Raw genomic sequence first — 12,151 nt, 5'->3', positions numbered from 1 at the left:
GTTGCAAAAGTGGATAAAAAACTATTGACTTAAAGATATAGATATAATATAATAAATACTGTCTCAAGGAGATGAAGCCGGAGTGGCGGAACTGGCAGACGCACAGGACTTAAAATCCTGCGGGCCCTAAAAGCCCGTACCGGTTCGAGTCCGGTCTCCGGCACCAATGGCGCGGGTGGAGCAGTCCGGTAGCTCGTCGGGCTCATAACCCGGAGGTCGTAGGTTCAAATCCTACCCCCGCAACCAAAAATATGGCGGCGTAGCTCAGTTGGCCAGAGCATGCGGTTCATACCCGCAGTGTCGGTGGTTCAAATCCACTCGCCGCTACCAGCAAAGAACGGAAATCGTCACCTATCCAGAAGTAAAATTCACACTTTATTTCATCTGGGGTGACGATTATTTTTTTTATGTAGTTTTTAAGCACTTCTTTAATTTCATGAGGATCCTTCGATGAATTAATTATTTCCCTATCCTTTTCAAAGATTTTCAAAATCATTTCTGGTGTAATAAAGCTTGTTTCTTTTTTATTTTCCAGCTCTTTAATTCTGTAAGCGAGTTCATTTCTCATTGCTTCTAATTCATTCATTTTTTCCTTCATAATCGGCTGGAACATGCCCTGAGCAATGGCTTCTACTATGTTTTTCATCTGCTCTTCAACCTCCTTATAACGCTTTTTTAAAAAAGTAATTTCTTCTGCTTTCTCTCTATTTAACTTTTGATTTTCTTCATTTAAAAGCCTAGCTAGTATTGGTGCTACTTTCGGGTCGAGTATTCTTTTATTCAGCTCTTCTATGACAAAAGCTTCTACTTTTTCTTTATTTATATCTCTATTTGTGCACTGCTTAGTTCTATCTTTTCTGCTACACCTGTAAGTCACATACTTGCCCCTGCTTAAGCACCCTACCATTTTAGAGCCGCATAAACCACAGTAAACAAGACCTGACAAAAGATAAACCCTTTTTGCAGAATTAGCCCCTCTTGTTATTTTTCTTTCTTCCATTTTCTCCTGCACTTTTTTAAATAAGTCTTCATCAATGATTGCAGGTATAGCATTCTCTATAACGATTACGTCTTCTTTTACTATTCTATGATTTTTCTTTGTGCCTTTGTTGAATATATATTTGCCAGTATATTTTTCATTTTTTAAAATTTCATGAATGCTGTTTTTGCTGAACGGATTCCCCTTCTTAGTTCTGTAACCTCTTAAGTTTAATTCATCAATTATCTGCCTATATCCATACCCTTGGGCATACAACTCAAAAATTAATCTTACTGCCTCAGCCTCTTTCTCATTTATTACATATTCTCCATTTACAATATCATATCCTAAAGGTGGTATACCTCCATTAAATTTGGCCTGAAAAGCATTTTCTTTCAATCCCTTCATAACCTCCCTCGCAAGGTTTTTGGAGTAGTACTCAGCCATTCCTTCAAGTACCGACTCAAGAATTATAGACTCGGGACTATCGTCAAGCTGTTCTAATACCGATATTAATCTTACACCATTCTTTTTCAACTGTCTTCTGTAAAAGGCACTGTCATATCTGTTGCGTGCAAACCTGTCCAATTTATGTACAATAACAGCATTGAAAAGACCTAATGAGCTGTCTTTTATCATCTGCAGAAATGCCGGTCTATCATCAGTTGTAGCGCTCTTTGCTTCATCAGTGTATATTTTTACTAGCTGTATACTATTCTTTTCGCAGTACTCTTTTATAGCCCTTAATTGGGCCTCAATGCTCTCTTCTCGCTGATTATCGCTGGAGTATCTTGCGTATGCAGCAGCTCTTAACTCTGTTTCAGCCATGAGAAATCCCCTCCCAATCTTATTCAGCTTTTGTAATATATTCTAATATCTTTTCCGATATTTCATCTGCTTTATCTTCCAACTCTAAATATTCCATGTTAAGTCCTATAATATAGCTATGTTGTGGCATATCGTTCAATATATGCTGTATTTCATGAATAAATGTCTTAACTTGTGTCCTGTAATTTACATTTCCGTTTAGTAATAAATGATAGTTTCCTCTCCTACTTATATATGTAAACCCCAGCACTGTTGAGGGTAAATTAAACACTATATGAGTTCGTATACCAAATGCATTCATAACATCATGAAATGGGATTGTTTCATCCATTAAAGCTTTCATGAGAGAAGTGTTAAGTAAATTGATACTGCTCAATTGAATCATTCCCCCTTATCTTCTTTACAACAAGAATGTTTTGTAGCAGTTTACCAATGTGTAAAAAATTTTTTTATTTCTTCTAATGGGATTTTTACTTTTCCGTATGGTATATTCTCAATAAAATATCTATCCATATTATGATTAAATAAATCTGACATAATTTCATGAGGATCTTCAACAATAAAAAACCTACCTTGTAAAGCTCCACAATGTTCGCATGTATTTGCAAAATAACTCATACTTACTGTTTTACTAAATATTTTCCGTATAGTGCGGTATTTAGTAGATAGAAATTTATCGAGAATTTCTATATCACCTAATCCAATAGGATCTAACCATGAAAAGTATTCATCTAATTCTTCTAAATCGTAATTTAAAAAATAGGAGTAAACTTTTGTAGTTTTTCCACACTTCCAACAAATTCTATCCCAACTATAAAGATTAATACCAAATTCTTTTATATATTCAAATGCCCATTCATAAATCTTTAATGTTGATTTGCAATCAGGGAAATTCGAACAACCCACAAATTTACCAAATTTCCCTGACTTTAAAACATAATATCCATCACATTGCTTACACTTAACTTTTTTCATGTTCTTTCCACCTTTATTCCTCTTTATCTTCTTCATCTTCTATAGCCTTTATTATTCGAATTATCTGTTTTATATCCTTAGGAGAAAGCTTCTTGGTCTGCTTAAATAAAAGCTTTAAATCCTCCCTTTCCTTTAATGTATTCCAAAACTCAAACAGCTCTGGATCATCAGAAACAGCCTCAGTAATCTCGTCAACTGGAGAGCGAATATCTGTTCTACCAAGAAGATAATCAATGGAAACGTTAAAAAAATCAGCTATTTTTTTTAGGGTTTCATAGTCTGGTTCCTTCCTTTCTGTCTCATATCCCGCTATAGTAGAACGACTTATTCCTAGTATCTTTGCAAGGTCCTCTTGGGTTAAGTTTTTTTCTTTACGTAGTTCTCTCAATCTATCTGAAAATGTCATTTTTCGAAACCTCCTTTTATGTTATTGTAGCTAAAAATGTCCCTAAAATAAACAATATGTCCCAAAAAGAAAAATTTTTTTAAAAAACTCTTGACAATGTTTCTAAACGGAACTATAATAAGATTAGGTAAAGTTGCTAAACGGGACATAAAGTAGGAGGAGAAAAATGAGATACTATCTAAAAAAAGCGAGAAAACAAGCTGGTCTCACACAGGCAGAAATAGCCAAAAAGGTTGGAATAGCAAGAACCAGTTACACTAATATTGAGTTAGGTATTAAAAATCCATCTTTTGATGTAGCTACTAAAATTAAAAAAGTTCTTAATGTAAATGACGACAATATTTTTTTAAATATTGATGTTCCTAAAAGCAACGTAAAGTAAATAACTATAAAAATGATATAAAGGAAGTGATCTCATGAAGGTAGGAATAATAAAAACCACCATATCTAGAGAAAAGCTCATGGCAGGAGAGTTCACACCAGACACCGAAGAAATAATTAAGTATGAAGAAGTAGACGAAGAAGAGTATTTTAAACCTTTGGTACAATATCTTTATCCAAAAATAAAAAGGTTCATCGAGGAGGAAAAAGGAAATGTGGTTGGAATTCAAACCAATGAAGAATAAAGACCTGCTTATTAGAATAGCCGAAGCACTTATGAAAATAGTTCCAATCAGAATAGAAAAAGCCGATGAAGGCTGGAAATTGATGATAAAAACATAGTATATAGCCGTAGTATGCCCAAAATGCGGAACAAAAAAGTTGCATAAGTTATTGGAGGTGTATTTTGTGGATGTAGAATTAGTAAGAAAATATTATTTTGAAGATAAATTAAAGATTGTAGAAATAGCAAAAATATTAGGAGTTAATAAATCTACAGTTTCAAGAGTTTTAAAGCAGTTTCCGGAATATCATCAAGAAAAAGAACGCCGCAAAAAGGAAAATCAAGAAAAAGCCAGACAATGGAGAAATGAATATAAGAAGCAGAAAAGGGAACAGTATGATGAAGATTATGAGCTAGTGATAAAGGACCATAGAGAAGCTGTACAGCGGCTTTCAAGAAAAGGAAAACTTAGCGATGAAGTTCTTGTAAAATTATGCATTCTTCACTACGATTATAACAAAGAAAAAGAAAGACTTATTTTTAATGAAAGTGCCGGAAAAAGGCCTGCGGATCTTCCTAGGTCGGTTTATGTACATAGGAATGTTTTGAAACAGTTTAGAGTATAGTGCACTATAATATTAAAAATTTGCAGATTTAGGAGGACAATAAAATGTTAAATAGAATTAGTAATTCTATATGGGACTTTATGATAGCTTTAGTTTCAGTTGGACTTTTTATTTTATCTCATATAATATTTATTCTTGTCGATTACAAGGTGATAATTTCAAATTTATCTTTTATAAAAGGTACAGGATTCTTATTCATTGCATATATAACTATTTCCCTTATTGGAATTTTTACAATTGAACCTGTATCGGAAGCATTTTCTTGTTTGGTGCATAAAATTACTTTAAAAGAGATTGAAACAGTTAATATTACAGATTTTTTAGTATTTTCCGGTTTGTATTTTATAGTACCTTTTGTTATTTTCCTTATTATGAGATTTTTTTAATCTTTACCTCATAAACAGGTCGACGTCTCCATAAGGATTCCGGATGTTTTAGAATATATACAATTGATTGCCATAATGATAGATAAGCAAAAGGTTCTATATACAGGCGATCCCATTTTCTTTGTTTTATAGAAACATTGTATTGATTAGCATAGGTGAGTTTTTCAATTAAATTTTGGATTTTATCTATATATACTTCATGGGTTTTAAAAGTCACTGTCTTTACATTCTTGTTTTTCTGAGTTATTTTCATAATATTTTGTATTGCTAAATTAAAATCTTTGGCCATAATTTGGGAGAAAAATTGATTTTTATTTAAGAAAAGCGTTTTGTTTCTTAGTTTATTGTATTTGGATATTTTACTCCTAAATTGTTTTTCATGTTTTTTGATACACAAAAAGGTTATTGGATGGATTGAGGCATTAATTTTATATGAATCTTTTCGGAATATGCTTCTTTTCATTATAAAGGTTGTTGAAAGATGTATTCTGTTAAAATAAAAGATGGAAGTTATAAAAAATACTATTAAATAAATGCCCTGAATGAAAATGAGCAATACAATTGTAGTATAAAGGTTGTATTGAAAATAGCTTTTAAAAATGAAAAATAAAATTAAGTTGACGACCAAGTAGTTACTCCAATCAACCATCATATTTAATACTGCATAGAGTAAAATAACAAGAAACATTAATAAGGACCAAAAAATTTTAGAACTTTTTTCTTTCATGTCGTTTAGGTCTCCTTTCCATTTAATTTTATTTTATACGTATATATACATCGACATATATTCTAAAAAATTAAAAATAATGGAAATCTACCATGTCAGAATTACCAAATTAGGACTTGAATTGTCCTTAAAAATATCATAGAATAAAAGCAAAAGCGTAGTGAAAGCAAAATGGACGGAGGCTTTCTTATGAATGAAGAGAAAATCCTTTATTTATTAGAAAAAGTTTATACTGAATTTAGTAATAAATTTGATGAATTTGCCAAAAGATTTGATACCGTAGAAGAAAGAATAGCAGGAGTAGAAGAAAAGATAAAAGTGGTAGAGGAAGAAGTAAAAAAATTAGGAATAAAGATAGATACTGAAATTACCGACAAAATAAGAGCTTTATTCGATGATAGACAGCTTCTGCACGAAAAGATTGATGAGATAGACAAGAAAATCGACATGCTTCAGCTGGGTGTAAATAACTTAACAGTTAAAACATTATATCATGACAACCGCATAAAAGAGCTGAGCAAAAAACTGGGCGTTTAATAAGCCCGGTTTTTTCTATTTTATTGAGTATTTTTATGGAAGGAGATGAAAACTTGAATATGCTTTACACTGCCGGCCTAGCAGCCGGTATTTTCTTTGGCATAGTTTTAGGAATTACAATCAGTCTCACCTTAATAATTCTAAAAGAGGTTAGAAAATGAACAAAATATATTCCTTCATGTTTTTTAACTTTAAAACACTACCCTGAAAAAATCCTGATAGAACCCCTTCGGGAACCTATCAGGATTTTTTCAGGCATAAAGGGGTTGGTATCATGTTTTGGTCAAATTTTACTGCCAGATTTGGTGAGGTTATTGTCAGAAGCGGAATTGCCAGCATCCCGGATGCTGTTTTTTCTTTTCAGAAAGAATTAGGGCTGTCTGTTGGGGAATGCTGGTTTGTAGCTCAGATACTGCGCTTTAAGTGGACAACAGAACTGCCAAGGCCTTCACTAAGAAAAATGGCAGAGTACACCGGAGTTTCCGAGCGTACTCTGCATAATTACAAAAACTCTCTCATAGGAAAAGGCTATCTTCGTGTCATCAGTCGTACTAATGAACGCGGCGGACAAATAGCAAACTATTATGACTTCACAGGCCTTTTCGAAAAAATTATATCACTTCTTGAAGGAAAAGAGCAAGAGACAAACCCATTTGAGGATACTGTTGAAGAAGAGGTTCAGGAGGAGGCAACTGAAAAAATTTCAGACCCCCTCTGCAAAAATTTCAGTGCCCCACTGAAAAATTTTCAGTGCCCCTCTGAAAAAATAACAGAGCCCCCACTGAAAAAATTTCAGACGAAACAGAATAATAATAAAACAGAAAAATATAAAACAGAAAAATATATATACAACAACCCGCCTAACGGCGGAACAAATTCCCAGCCTTCGGCTGGGGTTGTTGTTGAAATAAATGAACAATACAAAAAAATCACAGGGAGAGATAAACTCTCCTTTTTTGCTGCCCTTTTAGAAGAGTATTCTGCTGAAAAAGTAATGAACGCTGTAGCTTATTTAGAAAAAGCAATGTCAAGAGGCAAAATTGATAACCCTGAAGGTTTTGTTATTTCTGCTCTCAGGGGAAATTGGGACACACAGCCCTTTGAACAGGAGCAGAAAAAGAAAGAGTTTATACCGCCTAGAAACTACTTCAACAGCTACACACAAAGGACTTACGACGTAGAAGAACTTGAGAAAAGGCTTCTTGAGCACAGCAGAAAGGAGTTTTTCTCAAATAAAGAGCTTTTGGAAATGGATGAAGAGACTTTATTTGACGACTCTTCATGAGAAGGAGAGGCGCAATATAGTACAAAGTTGGAGGTGATAGTATTGAACAACAGGATAATATCTTTCTGGAGTGCAGGAGGAAGTACCGGAAAAACAACATTAGCTGCTGCATTTACTTTGGCTTTAAAAAAGTACAAAAAAGATATAGTTTTAGCTGATTTTAAGGAAGTTACACCACATGTTCACAAATATTTTGGGATTGAACTTAGCGATAAATCAAATATATATGAGGCAATAGAGAATGGACATAATGCAACAGAAGCAGTTAAGGAGCATTTACAAAAAAAACAGGGTATATGGATTTTATCAGGTTTTGGGATGAACGACTTTGCAAAGTTTGAAGAAAAGCACTTCTCTGCCGTGCTTGAAGTGGTGAAAAATGAATTTGAGCATGTTGTTGTTGATACAAGCGCAGGGGTATTCTTCTCTTCTACCTACACTGCACTGAAAAACAGCGATGTGATTTTTGCTGTTGCAGCACCTACTATCTGGAGCATTGAGGATACAGCACAAATGATTAATTTTGTCTCAAATAGATGGGGTGTTGAAAAAGAAAAATTTAAGGCAATATTAAACGCTGTCAGCAAAGAAGAAGTAGACACTTCTACTGCTGAAAAAATCCTTGAAATTGAAACCTTCAGTGTGAGGTATGGCCAGAAGAATATACTCAAAGATGTAACCAAGATAGCAGAGTTTTTGCTTAAAAAAGACATAGAGAAAGTAATTGGCATTAAAAGAGCTGAGGAGGCGAAAAGCTTTGGCGTTAATTAATCCTTTTGTGCCAGAGGAAGTTAATTATCAGAGTAGAAAAGAGATAGACTCTACTGTAAATACGGCTGTTGATGAGATTGTTACTAAAATCGTTGAGGAGCATCCAGACCTTGTTGCAGGAGTGGAAAGTGGGACACAGTCACGGATACTATTAGAGAACAAAATAAGAGAGCTGGTGATTGATAAAAAGCTGTACAAAGGCAGTGTTGAGGAATTTATACAAAAGGTATTTGATGTGCTTTTTGGGTATGGGCCATTGCAACCATACATTGAAGATCCGGAAGTGTCAGATATACTCGTCAATTCTCCCGATACTGTCTATATCAAAAAGTTCGGGAGAAAATTTCGTGTCCCTGTGGACTTTGGCAGTGAAGAAAAGCTGACAAGATACTGCTACAGAATAGCTGCGATGTGCGGAGGAAAACTGGATGAAAACTCCAATGCTGAAGCTGTGCTCACTGATAAAAAAAGGAATCTAAGAATTGTCATATCGCTTAAGCCAATTAATGTGCTCTCCCCTTCTATTTCAATCAGAAAGCCTACCACAAGCTTTACGCTGGATGAGCTTGTTGCAAAAGGAATGCTTTCTGATGAGCAGAAAGAATTTTTTAAAAAGGCAGTGTTAGACAGAAAAACCATTGTCATAGCAGGTAAGGGTGGAAGTGGGAAGACTACTCTTTTAGGTGCTTTAATTGATGTAGTTCCTCATGAAGAAAGAGGACTTTTGATTCAGGAGACGTTTGAAATTAAGCCGAAGCACCCTGATATTATCTGCAAGCTTGTAAGAATTTCTGATAATCCTGAAGTAAAAGACTATACTCTGTTTGAACTTACAAAGATAGGACTCCTTATGAGCTTGGACCGCATTTTCATAGGTGAGATAAAAGATAGAGAGGCGATGGACTTTTTCAATGCCGTGTATACGGGCCACCGTGGGAGCATGGCAACAGTCCATGCAAATTCTGCAGGAGAAGTTGTAAACAGACTAATTCTTCTCATGAAGCGCTCAGGTACTGATGTGCCGGTGGATGATTTAAGGGAAATGCTCTTTGCCTCATTGGATTTGATTGTTTTTATGGAAGACTACAAAGTAAAAGAGATACTGGATTTGAGGGGAGGAGGTGTTAGTTGATTTATTTGGCTTTTATAGAGTCTGCTCTTCTGGCTTTAGTTATATATACTGCAGCATTAGGCGTTGAGCGCCTAAAGTTTAAAAAGCGCTTATCCAAATGGCAGTTTAAAAAGACAGGGGTTTTATCAGAAAAAGGGTCTAGACTTTTAAGAAGTATAGACGTGCTTTTAGCAAGGTCAGGTGTTAAAAGTAAATTACCTTTTCTTGACGCAAAAAACATGATGATTGTCAGCGTACTGCTTTTTGTAGCAGTCATTTATCCTTTTCGGAGGCTAGGTTTTGCAGCTTTGTTTTATGCTTCTTCAGTTGTGTATGTACCTTATGCTGCTATGATGTTTATGTCAACTGTAAATGCTAAAAAAATCAAAGAAGCGTATTTGTCTTTTTTGACGACATTTATGGGCTTTTACAATATTGAAGGTAATATTATCAATGCCTTAAAATCAACAGCACCTTATATTTCTGAACCTTTGAGGTCAATCATTAAGAGAAACGTGTTTTTGTATGAAAAGACTCAAATGAGTGTTGATGAATGCCTTGAAAATATGGCTGCTGAAGCAGGAAACAAAGAGTTCAGGAAGTTTATAAATTTTGCTAAGATGAATGCAAAATACGGGGGAAATTTTAATAAGGCGCTTATGAAGCTAAGAGAACAGGGTGAAAAACTTTTTTCACTTGAGTCTATTAAATCAGCAAATGCATCTGTAGGAAGCATGATTATACTTGTGATGATAGTGATAAATCTTCTTCTGATGATGAACATTTCTGCTGATCCGGACATTGTGTACATTGTGAAAAACACCATAACAGGCCAGGCTATAGCCATTTCAAATGCGGTGTCAATCGTATTTGGGCTTTACATGATTAAAAATATTAACTCTTCTGCGTAAAAAGGAGGGATTAAGATTATTTACAGCGTTTTTCTCATACCAATACTAGCTTTTTTGATATACAGTGTGATAAAGGAATATGAGATTTACTCGCTTAAAAAAGAATTTACCGCATAAGACCTGTTGATGAGATTTCAAAAATTGTAGGTAAAGCAGTAAAAAAAGATGTACTGCAAAAGATAAACGATAAACTCAAAGCAGCAGGAAATCCCCTCGGGCTTACTGCTGAGACGTACATCCTTGCTCGTGCAGGGCTTTTTTATTTTCAATTGTTTACGCTTATTTGACAGAAATGAGCGGGATACAGGCTGCTTTACTAATTATTCTTGGATTTTTTGGCCTTGACATATACATTTCTTCTGTAAAAAAAGACAGGCAGGAGAAGTTTAGAAGAGAAATGCCTGAAATAGTGGACTTATTTGAGCTAGGAGCAGCGGCCGATGTGCCGCTTGAGGATATATTCTTAATTACTGCTCAGTCAGCCCAATCAAAGGAGGTGAGAAATGCATTAACGAAGCTTGCTGCAGAATATATCATGACCAGAGAAAAGGAGGTGGCTTTAAAAAGGTTTGTAAATGAAGTGAATTTGCCTGAAGCTAATGTGTTAGCAATGGCATTACTGCAGGGAGAAAGGACAGGAAGAACTTTAGAGATTTTATCTACTCTTTCTACTTCACTTTTCAACACTGCAGCATCCAAAATAGCACGTCAGGATAAATCTATGGAGTATAAAGTCCTTGCAGCTGTTTTCTTTTTAATGGCTTCTATTGTGACGCTTTATATTTACTCCTATTTTACAAACATTCAAGGCGGATTAAGATTAATTTTTTAAGGAGGTAGATTTGATGTTCAAAAAGATTAAAGAGTCAATCAAAAAAGCTTTAGGGAATTCTAAAGGATTCAGTGAAATTGTTGCTGTAGCTTTGATAATCCTATTCGTAATTCTTGTTGTTGCAAATCCTATCAAAAATACCGGGCAGACTACAAGCAGAGGAATCTCAAACCTTAATACACAGATGGAGCAGGTATTAAATGGGCAGTAAGGAGGTGAAGGCAGGAGGACTGTTTGGTCTTCCTGCCGCACTTATGAAAAATTTCTGGAAAAAGGGGACTGCAGAAGTAATAGCTTTTGTGCTTGTGCTTCCTTTTCTTATACTCCCAATTGCCAACACAGTTAATATGCTTACAGATTTGGTGAGATACGATACGCTGCGTCAGGCAGCGAGACAGGCAGTTTTAAGGATGGAGATTGAGGGAGGCTTAACTTCTGATGGGCTTTACAGTCTTGAGGCTTTTCTTCAGTCAAAAGGGATAGACCTTAATAAGGTGCATATTGATTACACCCCTTACCCTGTTCCTTACGGGGAAGAAGTGAAAATAAGGATAGCGATGGATACTGTTATGAGGAGGTACACTATTACGCTTGGAGGTATAAAAAGAGTTGATGAAAATACTCAGATGGTTTATGGGCCTATTTCATCTGTCAGTAAAAAGTATGAGAGATAGAAAAGGCATAAGCTCTATATTTCTTGCACTGCTTTTTCTTATTCCTTTTATGATATTCAGCATGTTCCTGATAGAAAGTAGGTTCTTGTATACCATTAAAAACAGTGCTGATGATGCTGTTGTTGCAGCAGCCCTAGCAGCACTAAAAAGCACAAATCCAGTAGATATAGCCTATGGGGAATATGTCCTTGACCCTAATACTGCAAGAGATACTTTTTATAAATACCTCAGGAAAAACATGAAGCTTGATGAGAATATGAACCCCCTGCCGGGAAGTGTTGCAGCAGGGCCGGTGCATGTTGACGAGTTTATAGTTTACAACCCCGGCAGCTACCCAACATTTTGTCCTAGAGGAACGTTTATAAAAAACACATCTATTCATGTTGTTATAAGTTTTAAGGCTAAAAGGCCGGCTTTGACAGGTTTGTTTGGAAAATATGTTGAGATTGTTATACACCGTGATGTTGATAATTTCTATAATTTACAGGAGGAATGATAG

At 35.1% G+C, this 12,151-nt stretch carries 20 protein-coding genes and 3 tRNA genes; 18 read left to right on the top strand and 5 right to left on the bottom strand.

The window, feature by feature from the left end; all coding sequences use genetic code 11:
- Positions 1 to 76 precede the first annotated feature (76 nt).
- From OEI98_RS13335 to OEI98_RS13325, 3 genes are all read left to right on the top strand, one after another.
- Positions 77 to 166 (top strand) — tRNA-Leu (locus tag OEI98_RS13335).
- A 4-nt stretch (positions 167 to 170) separates the two neighbouring features.
- A tRNA-Met gene (locus tag OEI98_RS13330) sits at positions 171 to 246 on the top strand.
- Between the two features lie 7 nt (positions 247 to 253).
- Positions 254 to 330: transfer RNA gene (locus tag OEI98_RS13325), tRNA-Met, on the top strand.
- Here OEI98_RS13325 and OEI98_RS13320 read toward each other — a convergent pair.
- From OEI98_RS13320 to OEI98_RS13305, 4 genes are read right to left on the bottom strand one after another with little or no spacing between them, the layout of a single operon-like run.
- Positions 287 to 1,807 carry a recombinase family protein gene (locus OEI98_RS13320; RefSeq protein WP_266040719.1) on the bottom strand — a complete coding sequence of 507 codons (1,521 nt, stop codon included), beginning with the start codon at positions 1,805 to 1,807 and terminating at the stop codon, positions 287 to 289. The genes OEI98_RS13325 and OEI98_RS13320 overlap by 44 nt on opposite strands.
- 19 nt (positions 1,808 to 1,826) lie before the next feature.
- Positions 1,827 to 2,183, bottom strand: a complete 357-nt coding sequence (locus OEI98_RS13315) for a hypothetical protein (RefSeq protein ID WP_132040896.1) — start codon at positions 2,181 to 2,183, stop codon at positions 1,827 to 1,829.
- A 50-nt stretch (positions 2,184 to 2,233) separates the two neighbouring features.
- Positions 2,234 to 2,782, bottom strand: a complete 549-nt coding sequence (locus OEI98_RS13310; RefSeq protein ID WP_165911627.1) for a topoisomerase DNA-binding C4 zinc finger domain-containing protein — start codon at positions 2,780 to 2,782, stop codon at positions 2,234 to 2,236.
- 13 nt (positions 2,783 to 2,795) lie between these two features.
- A complete protein-coding gene (locus tag OEI98_RS13305; protein ID WP_132040893.1) occupies positions 2,796 to 3,188 on the bottom strand; it encodes a helix-turn-helix domain-containing protein in 393 nt (130 codons plus the stop codon).
- Positions 3,189 to 3,354: 166 nt separating this feature from the next.
- Between OEI98_RS13305 and OEI98_RS13300 the strand changes: the two genes are divergently transcribed.
- The 5 genes from OEI98_RS13300 (at position 3,355) to OEI98_RS13280 (ending at position 4,804) form a co-directional block, all read left to right on the top strand.
- Complete coding sequence (locus OEI98_RS13300) at positions 3,355 to 3,570, top strand: helix-turn-helix transcriptional regulator (protein ID WP_132040894.1); 216 nt, start codon at positions 3,355 to 3,357, stop codon at positions 3,568 to 3,570.
- 34 nt (positions 3,571 to 3,604) lie between these two features.
- Positions 3,605 to 3,814 carry a hypothetical protein gene (locus tag OEI98_RS13295; RefSeq protein ID WP_132040895.1) on the top strand — a complete coding sequence of 70 codons (210 nt, stop codon included), beginning with the start codon at positions 3,605 to 3,607 and terminating at the stop codon, positions 3,812 to 3,814.
- The gene (locus tag OEI98_RS13290) at positions 3,783 to 3,911 is read left to right on the top strand and encodes a hypothetical protein (RefSeq protein ID WP_266038405.1); all 129 of its coding nucleotides are present in this window, start codon (positions 3,783 to 3,785) and stop codon (positions 3,909 to 3,911) included. The genes OEI98_RS13295 and OEI98_RS13290 overlap by 32 nt, the downstream gene beginning before the upstream one ends.
- Before the next feature lie 66 nt (positions 3,912 to 3,977).
- On the top strand, positions 3,978 to 4,418 hold the full coding sequence (locus tag OEI98_RS13285; RefSeq protein WP_266038403.1) for a helix-turn-helix domain-containing protein: 441 nt from the start codon (positions 3,978 to 3,980) through the stop codon (positions 4,416 to 4,418).
- A gap of 44 nt (positions 4,419 to 4,462) precedes the next feature.
- The gene (locus tag OEI98_RS13280) at positions 4,463 to 4,804 is read left to right on the top strand and encodes a hypothetical protein (protein ID WP_266038401.1); all 342 of its coding nucleotides are present in this window, start codon (positions 4,463 to 4,465) and stop codon (positions 4,802 to 4,804) included.
- On the opposite strand, the gene OEI98_RS13275 is transcribed toward OEI98_RS13280, so the two are convergent.
- Complete coding sequence (locus tag OEI98_RS13275; RefSeq protein WP_266038399.1) at positions 4,788 to 5,093, bottom strand: hypothetical protein; 306 nt, start codon at positions 5,091 to 5,093, stop codon at positions 4,788 to 4,790. The two genes, OEI98_RS13280 and OEI98_RS13275, sit on opposite strands and share 17 nt — an antisense overlap.
- A 627-nt stretch (positions 5,094 to 5,720) precedes the next feature.
- Between OEI98_RS13275 and OEI98_RS13270 the strand changes: the two genes are divergently transcribed.
- From OEI98_RS13270 to OEI98_RS13225, 10 genes are all read left to right on the top strand, one after another.
- Positions 5,721 to 6,068, top strand: a complete 348-nt coding sequence (locus tag OEI98_RS13270; RefSeq protein ID WP_266038398.1) for a hypothetical protein — start codon at positions 5,721 to 5,723, stop codon at positions 6,066 to 6,068.
- 35 nt (positions 6,069 to 6,103) lie between these two features.
- Entirely contained in the window at positions 6,104 to 6,229 is a 126-nt protein-coding gene (locus OEI98_RS13265; protein WP_266038396.1) for a hypothetical protein, read from the top strand.
- A gap of 113 nt (positions 6,230 to 6,342) precedes the next feature.
- Positions 6,343 to 7,353, top strand: coding sequence for a hypothetical protein (locus OEI98_RS13260; RefSeq protein ID WP_266038394.1), 1,011 nt, complete (start codon positions 6,343 to 6,345; stop codon positions 7,351 to 7,353).
- 42 nt (positions 7,354 to 7,395) lie between these two features.
- A complete protein-coding gene (locus OEI98_RS13255) occupies positions 7,396 to 8,124 on the top strand; it encodes an AAA family ATPase (protein WP_266038392.1) in 729 nt (242 codons plus the stop codon).
- Positions 8,111 to 9,256, top strand: a complete 1,146-nt coding sequence (locus OEI98_RS13250) for a CpaF family protein (RefSeq protein ID WP_266038390.1) — start codon at positions 8,111 to 8,113, stop codon at positions 9,254 to 9,256. The genes OEI98_RS13255 and OEI98_RS13250 overlap by 14 nt, the downstream gene beginning before the upstream one ends.
- Positions 9,253 to 10,146 carry a type II secretion system F family protein gene (locus OEI98_RS13245; protein ID WP_266038387.1) on the top strand — a complete coding sequence of 298 codons (894 nt, stop codon included), beginning with the start codon at positions 9,253 to 9,255 and terminating at the stop codon, positions 10,144 to 10,146. Before OEI98_RS13250 ends, OEI98_RS13245 begins: the two co-directional genes overlap by 4 nt.
- Positions 10,147 to 10,438: 292 nt before the next feature.
- Positions 10,439 to 10,978, top strand: coding sequence for a type II secretion system F family protein (locus OEI98_RS13240; RefSeq protein ID WP_266038384.1), 540 nt, complete (start codon positions 10,439 to 10,441; stop codon positions 10,976 to 10,978).
- A gap of 13 nt (positions 10,979 to 10,991) precedes the next feature.
- The gene (locus tag OEI98_RS13235) at positions 10,992 to 11,189 is read left to right on the top strand and encodes a flagellin (protein WP_132040849.1); all 198 of its coding nucleotides are present in this window, start codon (positions 10,992 to 10,994) and stop codon (positions 11,187 to 11,189) included.
- On the top strand, positions 11,179 to 11,652 hold the full coding sequence (locus tag OEI98_RS13230) for a hypothetical protein (RefSeq protein ID WP_132040848.1): 474 nt from the start codon (positions 11,179 to 11,181) through the stop codon (positions 11,650 to 11,652). Before OEI98_RS13235 ends, OEI98_RS13230 begins: the two co-directional genes overlap by 11 nt.
- Complete coding sequence (locus tag OEI98_RS13225) at positions 11,591 to 12,148, top strand: hypothetical protein (protein ID WP_416237353.1); 558 nt, start codon at positions 11,591 to 11,593, stop codon at positions 12,146 to 12,148. The genes OEI98_RS13230 and OEI98_RS13225 overlap by 62 nt, the downstream gene beginning before the upstream one ends.
- Positions 12,149 to 12,151 lie beyond the last annotated feature (3 nt).

Origin of the sequence: Thermoanaerobacter sp. RKWS2 (assembly GCF_026240795.1) — a bacterium.
Taxonomy (GTDB): domain Bacteria; phylum Bacillota; class Thermoanaerobacteria; order Thermoanaerobacterales; family Thermoanaerobacteraceae; genus Thermoanaerobacter; species Thermoanaerobacter ethanolicus.
This window is presented reverse-complemented; position numbering and strand designations above follow the sequence as displayed.

Excerpts from the sequence above, each read along its gene's own strand:
- OEI98_RS13225 (WP_416237353.1), top strand. The coding sequence starts at position 11,591 with ATGAAAATACTCAGATGGTTTATGGGCCTATTTCATCTGTCAGTAAAA.
- OEI98_RS13270 (WP_266038398.1), top strand. The coding sequence starts at position 5,721 with ATGAATGAAGAGAAAATCCTTTATTTATTAGAAAAAGTTTATACTGAA.
- OEI98_RS13235 (WP_132040849.1), top strand. The coding sequence starts at position 10,992 with ATGTTCAAAAAGATTAAAGAGTCAATCAAAAAAGCTTTAGGGAATTCT.
- OEI98_RS13295 (WP_132040895.1), top strand. The coding sequence starts at position 3,605 with ATGAAGGTAGGAATAATAAAAACCACCATATCTAGAGAAAAGCTCATG.
- OEI98_RS13240 (WP_266038384.1), top strand. The coding sequence starts at position 10,439 with ATGAGCGGGATACAGGCTGCTTTACTAATTATTCTTGGATTTTTTGGC.
- OEI98_RS13320 (WP_266040719.1), bottom strand. The coding sequence starts at position 1,807 with ATGGCTGAAACAGAGTTAAGAGCTGCTGCATACGCAAGATACTCCAGC.
- OEI98_RS13290 (WP_266038405.1), top strand. The coding sequence starts at position 3,783 with ATGTGGTTGGAATTCAAACCAATGAAGAATAAAGACCTGCTTATTAGA.
- OEI98_RS13310 (WP_165911627.1), bottom strand. The coding sequence starts at position 2,782 with ATGAAAAAAGTTAAGTGTAAGCAATGTGATGGATATTATGTTTTAAAG.
- OEI98_RS13230 (WP_132040848.1), top strand. The coding sequence starts at position 11,179 with ATGGGCAGTAAGGAGGTGAAGGCAGGAGGACTGTTTGGTCTTCCTGCC.
- OEI98_RS13280 (WP_266038401.1), top strand. The coding sequence starts at position 4,463 with ATGTTAAATAGAATTAGTAATTCTATATGGGACTTTATGATAGCTTTA.
- OEI98_RS13260 (WP_266038394.1), top strand. The coding sequence starts at position 6,343 with ATGTTTTGGTCAAATTTTACTGCCAGATTTGGTGAGGTTATTGTCAGA.
- OEI98_RS13265 (WP_266038396.1), top strand. The coding sequence starts at position 6,104 with ATGGAAGGAGATGAAAACTTGAATATGCTTTACACTGCCGGCCTAGCA.
- OEI98_RS13275 (WP_266038399.1), bottom strand. The coding sequence starts at position 5,093 with ATGGCCAAAGATTTTAATTTAGCAATACAAAATATTATGAAAATAACT.
- OEI98_RS13305 (WP_132040893.1), bottom strand. The coding sequence starts at position 3,188 with ATGACATTTTCAGATAGATTGAGAGAACTACGTAAAGAAAAAAACTTA.
- OEI98_RS13300 (WP_132040894.1), top strand. The coding sequence starts at position 3,355 with ATGAGATACTATCTAAAAAAAGCGAGAAAACAAGCTGGTCTCACACAG.